Source organism: Microbispora sp. H10830 (genome assembly GCF_014161375.1).
GTDB lineage: Bacteria > Actinomycetota > Actinomycetes > Streptosporangiales > Streptosporangiaceae > Microbispora > Microbispora catharanthi.
The window spans coordinates 399260-419220 of record NZ_JABBWX010000006.1 but is presented as its reverse complement, the minus strand read 5'-3'; the positions used below and the strand labels follow the sequence as shown (position 1 = coordinate 419220).

Genomic DNA, 19961 nt, shown 5'->3' with positions numbered 1-19961 from the left:
GCCCGATCAGGTGCGGCGCTTGCGGCGAGCGGCGCGGACGATCGCGGCCGTGCCGATGACCGCGACGGTCGCGCCCGCGGCGGTGATCGTGGCCTCCTTGCCCGACAGGCGGCGGCCGACGACCGCGTGCCTGCCCTCGCACAGTTCGAGCAGTTCCCGCAGCGCGGCCTCGTTGGTCCAGGCCGGCTTCCAGCCCGCCTCCCGCAGCGCCACGCCGTCGACCACCCAGGGATAGACCACGTAGTGCAGGTCGGTCGCGGCGGTCGGCGTGATGCCGAGCCGGTGCAGCCGCTGCGCCGTGCCGAACGTCACGCCGGCCGGCAGCTCGAACCGCTTCAGGCCGGAGATCTCCTCCACCTGCTCCATCTCCAGCCAGCCCTCGGAGCCGACCGCCACGACTCCGCCGACCTTGCCCAGGGCGGCGGCCTCCAGCGCGGACACCAGGTCGTCGACGTGGCAGAACTGCCAGCGCGGCAGGCAGCCCTTCACCACCAGCAGCCGCGGCGCCTCGAAGTGGCGGGTGATGACGGTGTCGACGCCCGGACCGACCAGGGCGGCGGGCCGCAGCACGGTCACCTCCAGGCCGGGATGCGCCCGCAGCGACCGCCGCACCAGGGCCTCGATCTCCAGGTGATCGCCCACCAGGCCGGTGTCGGGCTCGGCCGCGACCGGGGCGTCCTCGGGCAGGGGCACCGGATTGTCGGCGGCGGCGCCGTACACCATCGCGCTCGTCACCAGCACGACCCGCCGCACCCGGGCCGCGGCGCAGGCCGTGAGCACGGTCTGGGCGGCGCGCAGGTTGTAGCGGCGGCGCTCGGCGTGATCGGTGTCGAGCGACTCGTCCGTGCCGAGATGCACCAGGACGTCCACATCGGAGATCCGGTTCGCCAAGAGCGGATCACGAATGTCGAGGACCCGCCAGGTGACGTCAGGGACGTCGCCGCGCTGCTCGTCGATGGCCACCACGCGGCGGAAATCCGCAGACGAGGCCACCTTCGCGAGGAACGCCCGGCCGAGACCGGAGGCGGCGCCGGTGACGGCGACGACGGGGGGACGCAGGCGTTTCGAGGTAGGCACGAGGTCCTCACTTTGCACTGATCCGCCCCACGGCGGCTAACGTGGCGGATGTGGACTCCTCCATCCTGCACGAGGTGGCGCGGTGACTGACCTGCCAGGTCGCGAAAACGACCCCAACGACAATCCGTTCGCCATGTTCGGCAGCCCGGAGCAGATCGCCGCGGCCATGCGGCAGTTCGCCGACATGCTGTCCGCCTCACCGGAGGCCGGGCCCGTCAACTGGGACATGGCGAAGAACATCGCACGGCACGCCGTGGTCGCCGAGGGCGATCCGAGCGTCATGGAGGGCGAGCGACGTCAGATCGTCGAGGCCCTCAACCTGGCCGACCTGTGGCTCAACGAGGTGACCACGCTGCCGAGCGGCGTGACAACCCCGCAGGCCTGGAGCCGGTCGGAGTGGATCGAGAAGACGATCCCGGTCTGGAAGCAGCTGTGCGATCCCGTCGCCGCCCAGATGGTGGAGACGATGGGCGGCACGCTCGGCGGGGCGGGCCTGCCGCCCGAGGCGCAGGCCATGGCCGGGCCGCTCATGGGCATGCTCAGGCAGATGGGCAGCATGATGGTCGGCCAGCAGATCGGCCAGGCACTCGGCTCGCTCGCCCGTGAGGTGGTCGGCTCCTCCGACATCGGCCTGCCCCTGTCGGACACCGCCGCCCTGCTGCCCGGAGGCGTCGCCGCCTTCAGCAGCGGCCTGGAGACGCCCTCGGACGAGATCCGCCTCTACCTCGCGCTGCGCGAGGCGGCGCACCACCGGCTCTTCCAGCACGTGCCGTGGCTGCGGGCGCACCTGCTCGGCGCGGTCGAGGAGTACGCCCAGGGCATCACGGTGGACGTGTCCGCCCTGCAGGACAAGCTCCAGGGGCTCGACCTCAGCGACCCCGAGCGGATCCAGGAGGTCCTGGGCGGCGGCGAGCTGCTCAAGCCCGAGGAGACCGAGCGGCAGAAGGCCGCGCTCACCCGGCTGGAGACCGCGCTCGCGCTGGTCGAGGGCTGGGTGGCCACGGTGGTCGACGCCGCCGCCGAGGGCAAGCTCCCGTCCGCCGCGGCGCTGGCCGAGACCGTACGGCGCCGCCGTGCCACGGGCGGCCCGGCCGAGCGGACCTTCGCCACGCTGGTGGGCCTTGAGCTGCGCCCGAGACGGCTGCGTGAGGCGGCCGCCCTGTGGAAGGTTCTGGGCGACGAGCGCGGGGTCGAGGGCAGGGACGCCGTCTGGGGTCACCCCGACCTGATGCCCACCGCGGACGACCTGGACAACCCCGAGTCGTTCGTGAAGGGCGAGGCCGAGTTCGACCTGTCGGCGCTGGAAGAGCCCAAGGAGCCCGGCTCCGACGGAGAGACCGGCGAGTAGCACCGGCCGCGAGGCTCGCCGGCTGTCGGTAGGCTGCGCCGGTGAGCCTGCATCGTGACGCGCAAGCCGTACTGGGCGGATGGGTCGCGCCCACCCCCGAGGAGGAGCGGCTCCGCGAGGAGTTCCTGACGCACCTGCGCGGCCACGAGGACGCGATGTGGCGCGAGTGCGCTCCCGGTCACCTCACGGCGACGACGGCCGTCCTGTCGCACGACGGCGAACGGGTGCTGCTGACCCTGCACCCCAAGGCCGGGATGTGGCTGCCCATGGGCGGGCACTGCGAGGCGTCCGACACGACGCTCGCGCAGGTCGCCCTGCGCGAGGCCACCGAGGAGTCGGGCATCCCCGGGCTGACCCTGCTGGACGGGCCGCTCGCCCTCGACCGGCACAAGGTCTGGTGCCACCCGCCGCACAGCTGGCATCTCGACGTCGAGTACGGCGCGGTCGCGCCGCCGGGGGCCGAGGCGGTGATCAGCGACGAGTCCCTCGACCTGCGCTGGTTCCCGGTGGAGGAGATCCCGGAGCTGAGCGACGAGGCCACGCGGCGGCTCGCCCGCCGCGCCCGGTCGCTGTGCCGCGCCTGACTTCTGCACGGTACTTCTGCACGGTTCGCGCACGTCTCCCTTACACCGCGCTTCACATCCGGTGGCTAGTGTCGCCACATGACCAAGGTTGACGTGGGCGGTGAGATCGTCTCTCCCCCGCGGCGTAGGCTCCGGGTCTCCCCGCTCCTGGCGTGGATCGCGGTGGCGCCGTTCACGGTCTGGGCGGCGGCCCGGCTCGCCGGAATCGACAGCGTCGCTCGCCTCTGGGGAGTGGGCGTCGCGTTGATGACGGGCACACCGTACGTCGCGGCCGCGTCGCTCCTGGCGGTGCTGATCGCACTGGCCGCCCGCCGCGCGGCCGTGATCACGGTGGCGGTGGCCGCGTCGGCCCTCCTGGCGGCCGTGGTGCTGCCCCGCGCGGCCGGCTCGGCCCCCACGGCCACCGGGCCGTCGCTGCGGATCCTGACGGTCAACCTCTTCTTCGGCGCGGGCGACGCCGCGACCGTGGTGGACCTCGTACGCAGGCTCGAACCGGACGTGCTCAACACCCAGGAACTCACCCCCGAGGCCGTCGAGGCGCTGGACGCGGCGGGCGTGGCGAGGCTGCTGCCGTACCGGCACCTGGAGGACGGGCCCGGGCCCTCGGGCAGCGGGATCTACGCCCGCCACCCCCTGACCGAAGCGCCCGACTTCGTGCCCGAGGGCGGCCACAACATGCCGAGAGCCCGGCTCACCCTGCCGTCCGGACCGCCCGTGGAGATCGTCGACGTGCACACGCTCGCCCCGCTGAACGGTCATGACGTGGCCCAGTGGGCCGCTGAGCTGGCGGCGCTCCCGGCCGCGTCCCCCGGCGTCGTACGCGTCCTGGCCGGCGACTTCAACGCGAGCCTCGATCACGCGGCCCTGCGCGCGGTGCTCGGGCGGGGCTACGCGGACGCGGCCGACGCGACCGGCGACGGCCTGACCACCACCTGGCCGGCCGACAGGCGGTACCCGCCGTTGATCACCATCGACCACGTGCTGTACGACCAGCGGGCGTCGGCGGTGAAGACAAGCGTTCACAGGGTCCCGGGCAGCGACCACCGGGCGTTCTTCGCCGAGCTTCGCCTGCCCGCAAGCCTGTGACCCCTACTCAGGTCAGCAGAGCCCGGGTGTTGTCCCAGCCCTCGAGGCCGGGGTCGAGGCGGGCCACGTCCTGCGGTTTCCTGAGCCGGTGCCAGCCGGGACCGGTGGCGACCATGCGGGGACCCGGCGCCCGGCGGCGCATCGCCGCGACGACGTCGGGTTCGTCGAAATCGGGCGCGGCCCACTCGGGGACCGGCAGGCGCGCCGCCACGGCGACGGCGCCGCCGCCCTCGGCCGGGCAGACCGCGAGGTGCGCCCGTCCGAGTTCCCGGAAGAGCTTTCCGATCAGCAGCGGCGGCAGGTCGGGGGCGTCGGCGCTCACGATCACGCCCTCCTCCTCCTGAGGCAGCGCGGCGAAGGCGTCGGCGGGTGAGGCGATCGGCAGGACGGGCGTGCCCGGCCAGGCGATGTCCTCGAGCCCCGGCACGCCGGCCGAAAGGATCACCGGGCGCACCAGTTCGAGCCCGGCGACCATCTCGTAGGTGTCCTCGGCCATCGCCGTCAGGAACTCGGCCGGGTCCACGCCGGGCGGAGCCGCCTCCGCCATGCCCGGCGTGACCAGCACCGCGGCGACCCGGGTCAACACTCCTCCGGGGAGCCGTTGGCCGCCATCGAGAAGCCCTCCAGGAAGCCCCTGGCACGTTCCGCCCGTGGGTAGCGCTCCACGAGGGCCCAGAAGCGCGGGCCGTGACTCGGCACGAGCAGGTGGACGAGCTCGTGCATGATGACGTAGTCGACGACCCAGGCCGGCATGCCCCGCAGCCGGACCGACAGCCTGATCGTGCCGTGGTCGGGGGTGCACGAGCCCCACCTGTGGAGCTGGTTCTCCACCCAGCGCACACTGGTCGGCAGGGCCTTTCCGTCCAGATAGCGCGCCGACAGCTCCGCCGCCCGTTCGAGCAGGTCGTCGTCGCTCGGGCGTCTTCGCTGCTCCTTCGCCGCAAGGCGGTCGAGCATGCGGCGTACCCACTGCTCCTCGTCGGTCGTGCTCAGACCAGCCGGAAGCAACACGATGGTCTTGTCTCCATCGCGGTACGCGGAAACGGTTCGCCGCCGTCGTGCGCTCCGACGAACCTCGACTGTCTCGGGGGGCACATATGAAAGGTAGCCGACACGCGCCGAATTCCACAGGGGGTGGTACACGTTCTCCCTGGTCAATCGGGCGAACGTGACCTTGCGGGCGTGAAAACTACGGGGTTGCGGATATTCACCAACCACGATCACCCCGGTAATTATCCACAGCCCCGCTGGTTCCGACGCCGGGGCTTTCCGGCGTATGGCAAGGTCTGGCGATTATGAGACCTCGCCTCAAGCCCGTGCTGCGCCGGGTCGAACGAGACGGCCGCACGCTGCAGTTCGGTGTCCATCCGCTGCGTGCCGTCGTGCTGACCGGCGTCGAGCCGCCCGTACGCCGCCTGATCGACGGCCTGGACGGCACCCGCACCCTCCATCAGGCGGTGGCCGGCAGCGGCCTCGACGAGGCGTCCGCCCAGGAGGTGGTCGCCCGGCTCGCCGCGCACGGCCTGATCGAGGACGCCGCGACCCGGCCGGAACCCCTCGCCGACCTGCCGCCGGCCGAGCGCGACCGCCTCCGCCCCGAGCTGGACAGGCTGTCGCTGACCTCCACCGACGGCGGCATGGGCGCCCTGTCGGCGCGGAGGGCGGCCCGGGTCCGCGTGTACGGCGCCGGCCGGGTCGGCGCCCGGATCGTCACCCTGCTCGCCGCGGCCGGAGTGGGCCACATCTGCGTGGTCGATCCCGGCACGGCCACCGCGGGCGACGTGGTCCCCGGCGGGCTCGGCCGCGCGGAGACCGGGATGACCCGCGAGGAGGCCGCCGTGCTCGCGGCCCGGCGGATCTCCCCCGCCGTCAACGCCTGGCCCGGACGAGCCGCCTCCCGCCTGTCCGACGGCGGGGTGCGCCCCGACCTCGTGATCCTCGCGCCCGCCGATCCGCTCGACGCCACGCTGGTCCACGAGATCGTCGCCGAGGGCGTGGCGCACCTGCTGGTCTGCGCCTTCGAGGGACACGGCTCGGTGGGGCCCTTCGTCGTCCCGGGGCTCACCCCCTGCCTGCGCTGCCTCGATCTCACCCGCCGCGACCGGGACCCTTCCTGGCCGCTCGTGGGCGCCCGGCTCGGGGGTTACCCCGCGGGCGAGATCGCCTGCGACGTGGTGCTGTCCTGCCTGGTCGCCGCGCAGGCGGCGGGTCAGGCTCTGGCCTATCTCGACGAGGGACGCGTGCCCGACGGCCTGCTGGAAGTGTCGCCCGGATGGCGCTGGCGGCATCGCGCCCGCGAGCCGCATCCCGACTGCGGCTGCGTCCGGAGCGACCTGGCCGACGCCGCCGTGATCGCGCCGCGAGCTCCCGGCCAGGCCGCGTGAACCGGCCTCTCAGACGGCGCGGATGTCCCGGACCACCTCCAGGAAGTTGCGGATCACGGCGGTGCGACGCCTTCCGCTCCAGACGGCGCCGATCCGCCAGACCGCGACCGGGTGGTCGATCGGAGTGATCGTCACCGTCGGCGGCGCGATGCGGGCGGCGCCGGCCGGCACGAACGCCACACCGACTCCCGCCGCGACCAGGGCCAGCACGGTCTGCAGGTCGTGCGCCTCCTGCACCACGTCCGGGAGGGCGCCCACGACGGTGCGGAGCCGGTCGACCTGACGATCGAGCCCCGGCCCCCTGGCCGCGGCCAGCCGTACGACGCCGTGCGCTGCGGCCCACGCGGGGAGATCCGCGGCAGCGGGAGGCGGAGGACCGTGCCGGTCGGTCGCGGCGATCGCGAGCCGGTCGGTGCCGACTGTCAGATGCTCCCACTCGTCGGCGACGGGGAGCCGGACGAAACCGACGTCGAGCTCGCCCGTTTCGAGCCGCTCGACCTGGGCCTGCGAGGACATGTCCTCCAGGGTCACGCGCACCTCGGAATAGCGGCGCCGGAAGGCCGCGACCGCGCGAGGGGCCAGGTCGATGCTCGACAGGCCGAAGCCGACCGCCAGCCTCCCGAGCTCACCATGGGCCATGCCGGCCATCCGGGCGGACAGGGCGTCGGCCCGGCGCAGCAGATCGTGCGCGTCCGGCAGCAGGAGGACGCCGAGATCCGTCAGCACGGCCCCGTGCCGGCCCCGGTGGAACAGCCTGCCGCCGACCCGCGCCTCCAGCGACTGGATCTGCTTGGTCAAGGTGGGCTGTGTCACCGAGAGATCCCGCGCCGCACGGCCGTAGTTGCGGTGCGCGGCGAGTGTGACGAACGCGCGGAGCAGGCCCAGATCCATTCCCGGATTCTATGGAAGTGCGATGAACATTCATTGGACGCATCGAAGCGGTCTGCGATGTCCTGGTGGTCCCGAGACGATCAGGAGGACGAGATGAGACAGGTCATGGAGGACGGCGCGGCCACGAAGGCGATGCGGTGCGCGAGCGTGCAGTTCGAGCACCGGCCCGACGACAAGGCCTACAACCTGAGCAGGATCGAGCACTTCGTCCGCTCAGCCGCAGCCGACGGGGTGAAGATCGTCACCTTTCCTGAGATGTGCGTGCTCGGCTACTGGCACCTGCGCCGGCATACCGCCGAGCGGCTGCGGGAGCTGGCCGAGCCACTGACAGGACCATCGGTCGGCTTCGTGCGCGCCCTGGCGGTCGAGCACGGCATGGCGGTGGGCGCGGGCTTCCTGGAGATCGACGAGGAGGGCCGGCTGTTCAACAGCTACGCGGTCTGCCTCCCGGACGGGCGTGTCCACCGCCACCGGAAGCTGCATGCGTTCGAGCACGAGGCCATCGGCAGCGGTGACTCCTACACCGTCTTCGACACGCCCTGGGGCTTCCGCGCGGGCGTCCTCATCTGCTGGGACAACAACCTCGTGGAGAACGTACGGGCGACCGCGCTGATGGGCGCCTCGGTGCTGCTCGCGCCGCACCAGACCGGCGGCACCGCCTCCCGCAGCCCCCACGGCATGCGGCCGATCCCGGCGGAGCTGTGGCGGCGCAGGCTCAGCGATCCCGAGGCGATCGACGCCGAGTTGCGCGGGCCGAACGGACGCGAGTGGCTGATGCGGTGGCTGCCCGCGCGCGCCCACGACAACGGCCTGTTCATCCTGTTCAGCAACGGGGTCGGCCAGGACGACGACGAGGTCCGCACAGGCAACGCCATGATCCTCGACCCGTACGGCAGGGTCGTCGCGGAGACCTGGGCCGCCGCCGACGACATGGTCGTCGCCGATCTCGATCTCGAGTCGCTGCCGCTGTCGACCGGCCGTCGGTGGCTGCAGGGACGACGGCCGGAGCTGTACGGCATTCTCACCCGGCGCTTCGGGGACGAGCGGGACCCCCGAACCGCCCGGTTCGCCGTGGAGCCCGTGCCGGTCACGCGCACCCCCGGACGTACGGACCGGCCCGGTTCCGCCTGACCCGGCTCGCGTGCCGGGCACGCCGCCGTACGGCCCGTCGATCCTTTCACCGGCGGACACTCCCGTAACGACAGCGCTGGTGTGACCAATGTCATAGGCGGCGTATTTCCCCGAGAGGCTCGCGACCGCCGGAGCCGGGGCGGCCACCCGATCGGAAATTGTGGTCGATAGCACCCTTCATCGCCGACAATGGGTCGTGTGAGTGACCTTCCCCACCGTGCCGTGACCCGCTCGGCAAAGCTCGCGACACTCCCCCTCGGGTTCGCCGGCCGCACCGCGCTCGGACTGGGCAGGCGGCTCGGTGGCACCTCCGCGGAGATCGTCGCCCGGGAGATCCAGCAGCGCACGGCCGACCAGATCTTCAAGGTGCTCGGCGAGCTCAAGGGCGGGGCCATGAAGCTCGGCCAGGCCCTGTCGATCTTCGAGGCCGCGCTGCCGCCCGAGATCGCCGGGCCGTACCGGGCGACGCTGACCCGCCTGCAGGACGCCGCGCCGCCGCTTCCGGCCGCCACCGTCCACCGGGTCCTGACCGAGCAGCTGGGCGACGACTGGCGGGAGAACTTCCTGGAGTTCGACGACCGGCCGAGCGCCGCGGCGTCGATCGGGCAGGTGCACCGCGCCGTGTGGCACGACGGCCGCCCGGTCGCCGTGAAGATCCAGTATCCGGGGGCGGGCAAGGCCCTGATCTCCGACTTCAACCAGCTCGCGCGGCTCGGCAAGCTCTTCGGCGCGCTGCTGCCCGGACTGGACATCAAGCCGGTGCTGGCCGAGCTGAAGGAGCGGGTGGCCGAGGAGCTCGACTACCTCAAGGAGGCCGAGGCCCAGCACGCGTTCGCCGAGGAGTTCCGCGACGACCCCGACTTCCACGTGCCCGCCGTGATCGCGGCCAACGAGCAGATCCTCGTCTCCGAGTGGATGACGGGCACCCCGCTCTCCAGGATCATCGCCGACGGCACGCAGGAGGAGCGCAACCACGCCGGCCTGCTGTTCGTCCGCTTCCTGTTCTGCTCTCCGGCCCGGGTCGGGATGCTGCACGCCGACCCCCACCCCGGCAACTTCTGGCTGACGGAGGACGGGCGGCTCGGCGTGCTGGACTTCGGGGCGGTCAACCGCATGCCCGACGGCTACCCCGTCGCCTTCGGCAGGCTCACGCGCATCTTCAACCAGGGCGACATGGACGCGGTCGTGCACGGGCTGCGTGCGGAGGGGTTCATCCGCCCGCACATCGAGGTGGACGTCGACGCCCTGCGGGCCTTCCTCGCGCCGTACGTCGAGCCGACCCGGGTCGAGGAGTTCGCCTTCAGCAGGGAATGGCTGCGGGAGCAGGCGGCGACCGTGGCCGACCTGCGGCCGAACAACGTGGTCCGCCAGCTCAACCTGCCCGCGTCGTACGTGCTGATCCACCGCGTGCACGCGGCCGGCGTCGGCGTGCTGTGCCAGCTCGGCGCCACCGCCCGCTTCCGCGACGAGGTGGTGCGCTGGGTCCCCGGCTTCGCCGACGAGACGGGCGAGTCCGAGGACAGCGCGCTCGCCCTGACCTGAGCCGGCACACTCCGGGCTAGCGGCGGCCGCCCCTGCTCTCGACCGTCCGGAGATTCTGGTTGATGACGCAGCGGTTGATCCCTCTCTTGCAGTTGCCGTTGAGGGTGTTGGTGAAGACGCTGACGCTCGACACCTGCTGGATGCCCGCGAACGTGACGGCGCTGTTGGCTGCGGGGGCGTTCACGTTGCGCCGGCCCCCCGATATCTGCTTGGGCGGGCTCTTGATCGTGGGCGAGTTCGCGGTGTTGGTGCCCCCGGTGACCTGGGTCGCTCCGTCGCCGTGACCGTCGCCGTGACCGTGGCGAATCGGCGCCGCCTCGGCCCCCGGGATGACCGAACCCCACAGTCCGATGACGAGCGCGGCGACGGCGAGCCGTCGCGCACCCGCCACGAGATCAAGCGCGCCTGACGTCCGGTCGTCCATCGAAGTCCCACCCACCGCTCGTGCACCGCTTCGCCTGCCGCCCGTGACCATCAGGCGCCGGGGGCGCTCGGCTCATACCCCGTGATCCTCGCCGTCTCCCACGACAGGCGATCTTCTGTGCGTTCGGTGATCTCTTCTTTACGAGCACGGCCGTTACGAGCACGGCCTCTACGAGAACGGCCGAAGGCCCGGACCGTTACCGGGCCCGGGCCTTCGGATCGCACCGTCATCAGCGCGTCAGGGTCGCGTCACATGCGCGCCAGCGCGGAACTCAGCCGCCGGGACGCGCGCTCGGCCTGCCGGCGTGCCCTCTGCACGCTCCTGATCCGGCCGGCCAGCCGCTCCTCAGCCGCCTCGCGGTGGAGGGTTCGTATTCGCTCATGCGCCAGTTCTTGATGCAGATACAGGGCGGTGATCGGGGAGATGCTCATCTGGATCGGTTCCTTCCGGAATTGCTGTGGTTGCTGGTCAGGCGGCGACAGGAGACTTGCGCGGGCGCCCACGGGGACGCTTGCGGGGCACGACGACCCCCCGCAGGATGAGCTCCCCGCCCCAGACGCCCCACGGCTCCTCGCGCTCCAGCGCGCGGGCCAGGCAGGCCTTCTGGATCGGGCAGCCGCCGCAGAGCGCCTTGGCGAACTCCACGTCCTCGGGAGACTCGGCGAACCACAGGTCGGGCTCGGTACGACAGGGGATTTCGGCTTCGATCAGGTCCATGACCGGGGCCGCCATCTGCGTCACCTCTTCGAATGGTTTGGTCTGGGTGTCCTCGTTCTGGGGTGTGGATTCGTGGCCGACAAACAAGAAGGCCGCGGATCCTGGTGCGGATCCGCGGCCTGGAGGTGGAGACCGGTCAGGGTATGACTGGTCCTCTCCAGGCATAGTGCGGACCCTGCGCACCGCCGCGAGCGGCGGCGCGGATCTGCTCATCGCTCATCGGCCGGTTGACATAAACCGGGCGGTGGGCGGGGTTGCCATGGGTGGCCGGGCGGGCGAACGCGCCGAAGGCGGCTGAGCCCGCGACTCCGGTGACCAGAGCCTGGGCAGGAGCGGCCTCGCCACGCCGCAGTTTCGTCGGCACGACAATGGCGGCCGGGCATGCGGAGGCGAGCCACAGCGCGCGGGACGTCGTCATGTTCCTCACTGGACTCACCTCCATTTCAGTGCGATCTCGCCGGACCTGAGCGTCCGGCTGACTTGTCCAAGACCCTAAACCGCCGCGGCAGGGTGGGCAACCTATTTTCTACCTGCGATTTTCACGACTTCGTGACATCGGGATGCAGCGCGGGCGACACCCGGATGAGGCATTCCTGAACCACGGATACGGCGAGTTCCCCCGCGGCGGTGAACATCTGCCCGCGGGCGAGCCCGCGCGCCTCCCCCGACCAGGGCGACTCCTGGGCGTACAGCAGCCATTCGTCGGCCCGGAAGGGCCGGTGGAACCACATCGCGTGGTCCAGGGACGCGCCGGACACCGCCGAGGACCCCCAGGCGAGGCCGTGGGCCAGCAGCACGGTGTCCACCAGCGTGAAGTCGCTGGCGTAGGCCGCGAGCACGACGTGCAGCAACGGGTCGTCGGGCAGGTCGGCGTCGTACCGGAACCAGACGTTGTTCTCCGGGGTGACCAGGGCGGGGTCGTGGGCGGCCTCCCACGTCAGCGCGTTCACATACCGCGCGTCCACCGGGCGCGGCTTGGCCAGCAGCTCGCGCCATCCCGGCTCGTCGCCCACGACGTCGAGCATCCGCTCCTGGAAGGTCGGCAGGGTCTCGGGGTCCGGCACCTGCGGCATGCGCGCGGCCTGGTGGCTCACGCCCGGCTCCTGGACGTGGAACGACGCCGACATCGAGAAGATCGCCTTGCCGTGCTGGATGGCCGTGATGCGCCGGGTGGTGAACGACCGCCCGTCGCGCACCCGCTCGACGTTGTAGACGATCGGGACGGCCGGGTCTCCCGGCCGGATGAAGTAGGCGTGCAGCGAGTGGACCATCCGGTCGGACGGCACCGTACGGCCGGCCGCCACGAGCGCCTGCGCCGCCACCTGGCCGCCGAAGACCCGCTGGATGCGCTCCTCCGGGCTGCGCCCCCGGAAGATGTCGAGCTCGATCGGTTCGAGGTCGAGCAGGTCCAGCAGCTCCTTCAGGGCCGAGTTCACAGGGGCCTCCAGCGCACGCGGGTATTACTCGTCGGTAACACTATCGGCGCCGCGGCAGAGCTCGAGGACCGCGTCGCCGTACCGCTCAAGTTTGACGCGTCCGATTCCGGCGATCGCGAGCAGGTCCTCCTCAGAGGTGGGCACCCGCTCGGCGATGGCCTGGAGGGTGACGTCCGTGAAGACGACGTACGCCGGCACCTTGGCCTCCTTCGCGGCCGCCGTGCGCCACGCCTTAAGGCGTTCGAGCAGGGCCTCGTCGTAGTCCGCCGGGCAGGTCGCGCAGCGGCCCAGCTTCTGCTCGGCCGCGGCCGAGAGCGTCTTGCCGCAGATCCGGCAGTGCAGCGGTGCCGCCGACCGCTTCGCCCGCCCGCCCGCGCCTCCCGGCCGCTCGGCCCTGGCCGGGCTCGCCGTACGCGGGGACAGCCCGTCGAGGAAGCGCGACGGCCTGCGGGCGCGGCGGCCTCCCGGCGAGCGGGCGAGCGCCCACGACATGTGCAGGTGCTCGCGGGCCCGGGTGATCCCGACGTACAGCAGCCGCCGCTCCTCCTCGATCTGGTCCGGCGTCTCCGCGTAGACGATCGGGACCATGCCGTCGGTGAGGCCGACGAGGAAGACGGCGTCCCACTCCAGGCCCTTGGCGGCGTGCAGGGAGGCGAGCGTCACGCCCTCGACCGGCGGCGCGTGCTGCTCCATCGCCCTGCGCTCCAGCTCGCCGACGAACCTCGGCAGGTCGGCGCCCTCGGTCGCCATGTCCTCGGCCAGATCGGCGAGCGCCTTGAGCGACTCCCACTTCTCCCTGGCCTTGCCGCCTCCGGGCGGCTCGGCGGTCAGCCCGATGCCCGAGAGGATCGCGTGCACGGCGGGCGCGAGCGGCTCGTCGGCCGACGACCGGGCCGCGCCGCGCAGCAGCACCACGGCCTGGCGCACCTCGGGGCGCTCGAAGAACCGCTCCGCCCCGCGCAGCAGGTAGGGCACGCCGGCGTCGGTGAACGCCTGCTCGTACGCCTCCGACTGGGCGTTGACGCGGAACAGCACCGCGATCTCGCGGGTGGGCACGCCGTCCGCCATCAGCTTCTTGACCGTGAGCGCGACGCCGAGCGCCTCGGCCTGCTCGTCGTCGTACTCGGTGAAGACCGGCTCGGGTCCGTCGGGCCGCTGGGCGACCAGTTCCAGCCGGTGGGGCGAGCGCGCCATGACGCGGTTGGCCAGCGTGACCACCTGCGGGGTCGAGCGGTAGTCGCGCACCAGCCTGATCACGGCCGCCGAGGGATGCTCGACGGCGAAGTTGGTCAGGTAGTGGGGCGTCGCGCCGGTGAACGAGTAGATGGTCTGGTTGGGGTCGCCCACCACGCACACGTCGTCGCGCCCGCCGAGCCAGGTGTCGAGCAGCAGCTTCTGCAGCGGGTTGACGTCCTGGAACTCGTCGACCACGAAGTAGCGGTACTGCTGGCGGATCTGCGCGGCGACCTCCCGGTGCTCGGTCATCACGGCCGCCGTGAGCTCCAGGATCGTCTCGAAGTCGATCAGGTTGCGCTGGCGGCGCAGGCTCTCGTACCCCTCGTACAGCCGCGCCACCTCCTCGGGCGCGATCGGCGGGGTGCGGCGGGCCTTGGCCGCGGCGGCCGGGTAGTCCTCCGGGCCGATCTGGGTGACCTTCGCCCACTCGATCTCGCTCGCGACGTCGCGCAGTTCACCGCGGTCGGGGTTCCTGCGCAGGCGCCTGGCCGCCTCCACGAGCAGCGGCAGCTTCGACTCGACCACCTGCGGCGGATCGCCGCCGATCACTCGCGGCCAGAAGTAGCTGAGCTGACGCAGGGCCGCCGCGTGGAACGTGCGGGCCTGCACGCCGGGCGCCCCGAGACCGCGCAGCCGCTGCTTCAGCTCGGCCGCCGCGCGGGTCGTGAAGGTCACGGCGAGCACACCCTGCGGCTCGACCACCCCGGTCTGCACGGCGTACGCGATGCGGTGCGTGATGGCGCGGGTCTTGCCGGTCCCCGCCCCGGCGAGCACGCACACCGGTCCGCGCACCGCCTGGGCGACCTCGCGCTGCTCGGGATCCAGACCGTCGAGGACGTCCAAGGAACGGCTCCCAACATGCGTTGCGGACGTTGTTACTGGCATCATCCTTCCAGCAGCCGACCGAGCATGTCCCGGGGACCGGTCGGCGCACCACGCGACATCGGGGAGGAAGACGCCGTGGCCACCGCGGTCCGAACTGCTTTAGGCATGGGCGCCGCCGCCCTCGCCGCCCTCATGCTCGCCCCGCCGGACGCCCAGGCGGCCACCCCGGCGGGAGCTCCCGTCCACCACCCCTCCGCTTCCCCGGCCCCGTCCGCGACACCGTCCGCCGCGCCCTCGGCCTCGCCCTCCGCGAGCCCGTCGCCCTCGCCGTCCCCCTCGGCCTCGCCCTCGCCGGCCCTCACGCCGACCGACGTGCGGATCCGCACCTACGCGTACGGCTCGCACGCGCGCCAGACCATGGACGTGTGGTGGCACACCGTCGGACCGCGGCACCCGGCCGTCTTCGTCATCCACGGCGGCTGGTGGTCCGGGGGCGACAAGAAGTACATGACGTCGATCAGCCGCAGCTACTCCCAGCTCGGCTACACCGTCGTCAACCTCGACTACCGGCTGTCGGGCGACGCGGCCTGGCCGGCGCAGCGCACCGACGTGCTGACCGCCGTCAACGCCGTGCGCAGGCACGCGGCGTTCTTCAACACCGACCCCAACCGCTACGTCCTGATCGGGTTCTCCGCCGGCGGCCACCTCGCCGCCGCCGTCGGCGCGTACGGCGACGGCCGGCCGGGGCTGCGCGGCGTCGTCGGGATCTCCCCGCCCGTCTCGCCGCTGTCGGCGTTCACGGACGGCAGCGCGTTCGGCAGCAAGGAGCAGCAGAAACTGCGCAAGGCGGCCATCAAACTGGCCGGCGGCTGCACGCCCGCCCAGTGCCCGCGCGTCTGGTCGAGCATGGAGGTGCCCTTCCACGCCTCGGCCGGCGACCCGCCGATGCTCGCCTTCCACTCCTCGGAGGAGTTCGTCCCGCCCTACCAGAGCGAGATGCTCGAGGAGTCGCTGGCGAGCGTCGGGGTCCGGATGACCGTCAAGACGATGGCCGGCACCCAGCACAGCGCCCCGCTGTACCGGGAGCCGGGGGTCGCCGAGACCGTCCAGGCCTGGATCATCGCCCGGCTGGGGCGCGTCTCCGGGTAGCCGGGAACACGTGGCGCGCTCGCGATGTTGCCATGACTGCTCTCGGCAACAGTGATGCGCACGGAAGGGACGACAGATGGCGCTGACGGTTTACACCACGAGCTGGTGCGGCCCCTGCAAGCGGCTGAAGGGCCAGCTCACCCGGGAGGGCATCGTCTTCAGCGAGGTCGACATCGAGCGCCACCCGGACGCCGCCGACTTCGTCGCGAGCGTGAACAACGGCAACCAGGTCGTCCCCACGGTGGTCGCGGACTGTCACACCATGACCAACCCCTCGGTCGCCGAGGTGAAGCGGCACCTCGAAGGCGCCTGCTGATTCACCAGTCGGTGTCGGGGATCGGCGCTCCGTACCAGGTCTCGATCAGCCGCCGGGCGATCGAGACCTGGCCGGGCAGCGCCAGGTCACCCGAACGCACCTGGGCCTCCAGCTCCTCCCGGGACAGCCAGCGGGCCTCGGCGATCTCCTCCAGGTCGGGACGCAGGTCGGTGGTGACGGCGCGGGCGAAGAAGCCGAGCATCAGACTGCGCGGGAACGGCCAGGGTTGACTGCCGAGATACCGCGGCGCGGTGACGGCGACGCCCACCTCTTCCAGGACCTCGCGGACCACCGCGTGCTCCAGCGACTCCCCCGGCTCGACGAACCCGGCGAGCACCGACATCCGGCCCCGGGGCCACTGCGGGCCGCGCGCGAGCAGGATGCGGCCCTCGTCGTCGTGCACCAGCATGATCACCGCGGGGTCGACGCGCGGGAAGTGCTGACTGCCGTCGCGCGGGCACACCCGCATGTGGCCCGACGCGGTGACGTCCGTGAGGCCGCCGCACCTCGGGCAGTACTCGTGGCTCGCGTGCCACGCCTCCAGGGCCACCGCGTAGACGAGGAGCCCGGCGTCGCGGTCGTCCAGCAGCACCGCGGCCTCCCGCAGGCCCACCGCGTCCGCGGTGCTTCCGAGGGGCTCGGGCAGCGGGGCGTTGACCGCGAAGTAGGGCACGCCGTCCTCGTCCACGCCCAGCAGGTAACGCGTGCCCTCCGGCGCCTCGGCCGGCGACGTGAGCACCAGGGCCGCGCCGTCGGTGAAGCGGCGCACCAGCGTGCGGCCGTCGTGGATGAGGAAAACCCTCGTCTTCTCCGCCTCCCACGCGCGCCGCAGCCATTCCTCGTCGCCGCGCAGGGCCGCCGATCTGTCGATGGCGCTCCTCGCCAGGAGCAGGGGGCCGAGCAGTCCGTCCGCGATTTCCACGTCGTCATCCTTCCACTGCCGCCGCTCCGGCAATCTTCCTGCCCATGGCCGTTCCCCGGTCAAAAGGTCGAGGTCCCCGGCTAAGATGCAGTCGCTTAGGTTAGCCTTACCTATGGAGGGCCGGTGCGGCTGTACCTCACCACGCTCAACCCGACCGACTCGGTGACCGGCGGGTTCCTCCCCGCCGCGGCCGCGCTGGGCTGGGACGTGACGATACTCACCGACCAGCCTGATCGGTATCCGGGGTACGACGTCATGGCGGCGGACGTCCGCGACCCCCGGGCGGTGATCGACGCGGTGGCCGCCCACCACCGGCCCGATGTGATCTTCTCCAACTCCGACCACCTCCAGGCCGCCGCCGCGCTCGCCGCCGGGTATTTCGGCCTGCCGGGCAAGGACTGGCGGGCCTGCGTGACCGCCAAGAACAAGGCGCTCACCCGCCGCGCCCTCGCCGCCGTCGAACCCGTCAGGTCCGTACGGCTGCCGCCCGGCGGAGGGGTGCCGGAGGGCCTGCCGTACCCGGTCGTGGTCAAGCCCGCGCTGGGCGTGGCCAGCGAGGACGTGGTGCTGGTGGACGGCCAGGACGCGCTGGCCGCCGCCGTCACGGCGATCAGGGAGCGACGGCCGGAGGAGGTCCTGGTCGCGGAGGAGTTCCTCGACGGGCCGGTCCGCACGCTGGAGACGCTCGGCGACGGCACCACCCGGGAGGTCGTCGGCGGGTTCGCCACCACGCTCGGCCCGCTGCCGCACTTCGTGGAGGAGCGCCTGGACTGGCGGCCCCCCGACGCCGGCCACCTGGCCCACCTGGGCGCGGCGCTCGACGCGGCGGGGGTCGGCTTCGGGGTGTGCCACACCGAGTATGCCGTCACCCCGGACGGTCCCCGCGTCATCGAGATCAACTATCGGCTGATCGGCGACAACTGCGACTTCCTGCTGGCGGACCTGCTCGGTGTGCCCCTGCACCAGTGGATCCTGCGCGTCCACGCGGGCGAGCCGGTGTCCTCGTTCGACCTGGACGGCCTTCGCGCGGCGTACGGATCCGTGGTGAGCCTCGTGGCCGAGCGCTCCGGCACGGTCACCGCCGCGCCGCCGGACATCTCCGTGCCCCGTACGGGCGACGGCGTGCGGCTGTGGCACCGGGCACTGCGCCAGATCGGCGATTATGTCGAGGTGACGGGCACGAACCGCGACTACCTCGGCCTGCTTCGCGCCGTCGGCCCGGACGCCGCCGGCGTCGACGCCGCGATCGACACCTTCAGGAAGGAGCACCCTTGGGTGCTCGCATGATCCCGGCGGCGCGCGACCACCGGGAGGCGACGGGCGGAGAGCACTACCTGGCCGCGCGGGTGCTGAACGCCCTGCTGCGGGAGGACTACGCCGGAATCTCCGCCAGGGTCACCCACGACAAGGACGGGGTGGCGATCGTCCTCGCCTCTGGACGACGGGTCGGGCTCGCCGCGGGCAGCCCGTTCCAGGACTTCGCCACGGCCCCGTACGAGCGCCTGCGCCTGGCGGAGGTGCTGGAGACGCTGGAGGCCGTCGCCCACCCCGCAGACGCCGAGGGGGTCGCCGCCTTCGAGCGGGAGTGCCACGAGACGCTCGCGGCCCTGGAGGCCCACCACCGGATGCGCGGCGAGGTGGCGCGGCGGCTGCGGAGGCGTCACGGCCTCATCCGCTACGAGTCGCTGGCGGCCGCGGTGGACCATCCGCTCTATCCGACGGCCAGGTGCCGTCTCGGGGTCTCCCCCGCCGACCTGGCGGCCTACGCCCCGGAGTTCGCCCCCGAGTTCCGCATGAGGTGGACCGCGGCGCCGCGCGAGCGGGTGACGCTCTCCCGGCCGGATCTCCCGGGGTGGTGGCCCGCGCCCGGCGACGTGGGGCTGCCGCCCGGCCTGGCCCGCACGCACGTGCTCCTTCCCGTCCATCCGCTGACGGAGCCGCTGGTGGCCGGGCTTCCCGGGCTGGTCGCGGGTCCGCGGCCGTATGTGACCGTGCGGCCGACCCTGTCGACCCGGACGGTGGAGGTCTCCGAGCGCGTCCATCTCAAGGTGCCGCTCCCGGCGAGCACGCTGGGCCTGCGCAACCGCCGGTCGATCAAACCGGGCACCTTGCGGGACGGAGCGCTGGCCGAGTGCCTGCTGCGCGAGATCCTGGCCCGTGAGCCCGGCCTGCGCGTCTGCCTCGCGGGCGAGCAGACCTACGGGCACGCGGAGCACGAATACCTGGGCTGGCTCGTCCGCGACCTGCCCGAAGGGGAGATCGTGCCGGTCGCCGCCCTGCTCGCGCCGCTCGGCGACTCCGGCGGGCGGCTCGTCCTGCACGAGGTGGCCGAGCGCCACCACGGCGGCGACACGGAGGCGTTGCTGCGCGACTACCTCACGGCGCTGCTCGCGTGGAACGTCACGCTGTTCGTCCGGTACGGCGTCGCGTTGGAGGCCCACCAGCAGAATCTCGCGCTGGTGTTCGGCGAAGGACCCATGCGACTGCTGGTCAAGGACAACGACGGGCTGCTGGCCTCGCCCCGGCGGCTGCACGCGGCGGGGATCGAGGCGCCCGGCTTCGGCGACGAGCGCATGCTGACCGACGACCCCTACGCGCTCGCCGACGTCTTCGTGACGATCACCCTGCACCTGGCCGCCATGGCCGTGGCCCACGGCGCGCTGCCCGGCTCCGCCGCCACGCTCGTCGGACGGGCTCTGACGGCCGCGCTGGAGCCGTACGGGGACGACCCGATGGCCCGCCTGCTGCGGGCCCGCACGCTGGAGGCCGCCCGTCTCACCGGCAAGTCGATGGTCGTCGCCGGGACGCTCGTGGCCAAGGACCGCACCGGGGCCAGGGACGTCAACAAGTTCTACGGCACGACCGGCCCCAACTACCTGAGGGGTGCCTGAGC

Annotated in this window: 20 protein-coding genes; 10 read left to right on the top strand and 10 right to left on the bottom strand. The window is 72.4% G+C overall.

All coding sequences use genetic code 11. The features are described 5' to 3' along the window. Positions 1-6: 6 nt before the first annotated feature. Positions 7-1077, bottom strand: a complete 1071-nt coding sequence (locus HHX35_RS18700) for an NAD-dependent epimerase/dehydratase family protein (RefSeq protein ID WP_240809349.1) — start codon at positions 1075-1077, stop codon at positions 7-9. Positions 1078-1159: 82 nt separating this feature from the next. Here HHX35_RS18700 and HHX35_RS18695 point away from each other — a divergent pair, with 82 nt between their 5' ends. From HHX35_RS18695 to HHX35_RS18685, 3 genes are all read left to right on the top strand, one after another. After that, the gene (locus HHX35_RS18695) at positions 1160-2425 is read left to right on the top strand and encodes a zinc-dependent metalloprotease (protein ID WP_396780361.1); all 1266 of its coding nucleotides are present in this window, start codon (positions 1160-1162) and stop codon (positions 2423-2425) included. A 41-nt stretch (positions 2426-2466) separates the two neighbouring features. Next, positions 2467-3009 carry an NUDIX hydrolase gene (locus HHX35_RS18690; protein WP_182900045.1) on the top strand — a complete coding sequence of 181 codons (543 nt, stop codon included), beginning with the start codon at positions 2467-2469 and terminating at the stop codon, positions 3007-3009. Between the two features lie 78 nt (positions 3010-3087). After that, a complete protein-coding gene (locus HHX35_RS18685; RefSeq protein ID WP_182900044.1) occupies positions 3088-4095 on the top strand; it encodes an endonuclease/exonuclease/phosphatase family protein in 1008 nt (335 codons plus the stop codon). 7 nt (positions 4096-4102) lie between these two features. On the opposite strand, the gene HHX35_RS18680 is transcribed toward HHX35_RS18685, so the two are convergent. Continuing rightward, a complete protein-coding gene (locus tag HHX35_RS18680; RefSeq protein ID WP_139579243.1) occupies positions 4103-4678 on the bottom strand; it encodes a hypothetical protein in 576 nt (191 codons plus the stop codon). Continuing rightward, positions 4675-5190 carry a M48 family metallopeptidase gene (locus HHX35_RS18675; RefSeq protein WP_182900043.1) on the bottom strand — a complete coding sequence of 172 codons (516 nt, stop codon included), beginning with the start codon at positions 5188-5190 and terminating at the stop codon, positions 4675-4677. The genes HHX35_RS18680 and HHX35_RS18675 overlap by 4 nt, the downstream gene beginning before the upstream one ends. A gap of 200 nt (positions 5191-5390) precedes the next feature. Between HHX35_RS18675 and HHX35_RS18670 the strand changes: the two genes are divergently transcribed. Beyond that, positions 5391-6479: a ThiF family adenylyltransferase gene (locus tag HHX35_RS18670; protein ID WP_182900042.1), complete on the top strand. Its 1089-nt coding sequence runs from the start codon at positions 5391-5393 to the stop codon at positions 6477-6479. A 9-nt stretch (positions 6480-6488) separates the two neighbouring features. Here the strand turns inward: HHX35_RS18670 and HHX35_RS18665 are convergent, their stop codons facing one another. Continuing rightward, the gene (locus HHX35_RS18665; protein WP_182900041.1) at positions 6489-7370 is read right to left on the bottom strand and encodes a LysR family transcriptional regulator; all 882 of its coding nucleotides are present in this window, start codon (positions 7368-7370) and stop codon (positions 6489-6491) included. Between the two features lie 93 nt (positions 7371-7463). Between HHX35_RS18665 and HHX35_RS18660 the strand changes: the two genes are divergently transcribed. Beyond that, positions 7464-8501, top strand: coding sequence for a nitrilase family protein (locus HHX35_RS18660; RefSeq protein WP_220505564.1), 1038 nt, complete (start codon positions 7464-7466; stop codon positions 8499-8501). 198 nt (positions 8502-8699) lie between these two features. Then, the gene (locus HHX35_RS18655) at positions 8700-10043 is read left to right on the top strand and encodes an AarF/ABC1/UbiB kinase family protein (protein ID WP_182900040.1); all 1344 of its coding nucleotides are present in this window, start codon (positions 8700-8702) and stop codon (positions 10041-10043) included. 16 nt (positions 10044-10059) lie between these two features. Here HHX35_RS18655 and HHX35_RS18650 read toward each other — a convergent pair whose 3' ends face one another. The 5 genes from HHX35_RS18650 to HHX35_RS18630 form a co-directional block, all read right to left on the bottom strand. Beyond that, the gene (locus HHX35_RS18650) at positions 10060-10467 is read right to left on the bottom strand and encodes a hypothetical protein (protein ID WP_182900039.1); all 408 of its coding nucleotides are present in this window, start codon (positions 10465-10467) and stop codon (positions 10060-10062) included. A 248-nt stretch (positions 10468-10715) separates the two neighbouring features. Further along, positions 10716-10898 (bottom strand): hypothetical protein, encoded by a 183-nt coding sequence (locus HHX35_RS18645; RefSeq protein WP_139579248.1) that lies wholly within the window; start codon positions 10896-10898, stop codon positions 10716-10718. A 37-nt stretch (positions 10899-10935) separates the two neighbouring features. Further along, positions 10936-11199: a WhiB family transcriptional regulator gene (locus tag HHX35_RS18640; protein ID WP_030507395.1), complete on the bottom strand. Its 264-nt coding sequence runs from the start codon at positions 11197-11199 to the stop codon at positions 10936-10938. A 524-nt stretch (positions 11200-11723) separates the two neighbouring features. Beyond that, positions 11724-12620 (bottom strand): acyl-CoA thioesterase II, encoded by an 897-nt coding sequence (locus HHX35_RS18635; protein WP_182900038.1) that lies wholly within the window; start codon positions 12618-12620, stop codon positions 11724-11726. A gap of 24 nt (positions 12621-12644) precedes the next feature. Further along, positions 12645-14741: an ATP-dependent DNA helicase UvrD2 gene (locus tag HHX35_RS18630; RefSeq protein WP_182900094.1), complete on the bottom strand. Its 2097-nt coding sequence runs from the start codon at positions 14739-14741 to the stop codon at positions 12645-12647. A 105-nt stretch (positions 14742-14846) separates the two neighbouring features. Between HHX35_RS18630 and HHX35_RS18625 the strand changes: the two genes are divergently transcribed. Then, complete coding sequence (locus HHX35_RS18625; protein WP_182900037.1) at positions 14847-15830, top strand: alpha/beta hydrolase; 984 nt, start codon at positions 14847-14849, stop codon at positions 15828-15830. A 76-nt stretch (positions 15831-15906) separates the two neighbouring features. Continuing rightward, the gene (locus HHX35_RS18620) at positions 15907-16146 is read left to right on the top strand and encodes a mycoredoxin (RefSeq protein ID WP_139579251.1); all 240 of its coding nucleotides are present in this window, start codon (positions 15907-15909) and stop codon (positions 16144-16146) included. Between the two features lies 1 nt (position 16147). On the opposite strand, the gene nudC is transcribed toward HHX35_RS18620, so the two are convergent. Further along, a complete protein-coding gene (nudC, locus tag HHX35_RS18615; protein ID WP_396780372.1) occupies positions 16148-17062 on the bottom strand; it encodes an NAD(+) diphosphatase in 915 nt (304 codons plus the stop codon). Between the two features lie 129 nt (positions 17063-17191). Here nudC and HHX35_RS18610 point away from each other — a divergent pair, with 129 nt between their 5' ends. Further along, the gene (locus HHX35_RS18610; protein ID WP_182900035.1) at positions 17192-18355 is read left to right on the top strand and encodes a siderophore biosynthesis protein; all 1164 of its coding nucleotides are present in this window, start codon (positions 17192-17194) and stop codon (positions 18353-18355) included. After that, positions 18340-19959: an IucA/IucC family protein gene (locus tag HHX35_RS18605; RefSeq protein WP_259405153.1), complete on the top strand. Its 1620-nt coding sequence runs from the start codon at positions 18340-18342 to the stop codon at positions 19957-19959. Before HHX35_RS18610 ends, HHX35_RS18605 begins: the two co-directional genes overlap by 16 nt. Positions 19960-19961: the final 2 nt, after the last annotated feature.

Excerpts from the sequence above, each read along its gene's own strand:
- HHX35_RS18665 (WP_182900041.1), bottom strand. The coding sequence starts at position 7,370 with ATGGATCTGGGCCTGCTCCGCGCGTTCGTCACACTCGCCGCGCACCGC.
- HHX35_RS18630 (WP_182900094.1), bottom strand. The coding sequence starts at position 14,741 with ATGCCAGTAACAACGTCCGCAACGCATGTTGGGAGCCGTTCCTTGGAC.
- HHX35_RS18660 (WP_220505564.1), top strand. The coding sequence starts at position 7,464 with ATGAGACAGGTCATGGAGGACGGCGCGGCCACGAAGGCGATGCGGTGC.
- HHX35_RS18650 (WP_182900039.1), bottom strand. The coding sequence starts at position 10,467 with ATGGACGACCGGACGTCAGGCGCGCTTGATCTCGTGGCGGGTGCGCGA.
- HHX35_RS18625 (WP_182900037.1), top strand. The coding sequence starts at position 14,847 with ATGGGCGCCGCCGCCCTCGCCGCCCTCATGCTCGCCCCGCCGGACGCC.
- HHX35_RS18685 (WP_182900044.1), top strand. The coding sequence starts at position 3,088 with ATGACCAAGGTTGACGTGGGCGGTGAGATCGTCTCTCCCCCGCGGCGT.
- HHX35_RS18620 (WP_139579251.1), top strand. The coding sequence starts at position 15,907 with ATGGCGCTGACGGTTTACACCACGAGCTGGTGCGGCCCCTGCAAGCGG.
- HHX35_RS18645 (WP_139579248.1), bottom strand. The coding sequence starts at position 10,898 with ATGAGCATCTCCCCGATCACCGCCCTGTATCTGCATCAAGAACTGGCG.
- HHX35_RS18670 (WP_182900042.1), top strand. The coding sequence starts at position 5,391 with ATGAGACCTCGCCTCAAGCCCGTGCTGCGCCGGGTCGAACGAGACGGC.
- HHX35_RS18640 (WP_030507395.1), bottom strand. The coding sequence starts at position 11,199 with ATGGCGGCCCCGGTCATGGACCTGATCGAAGCCGAAATCCCCTGTCGT.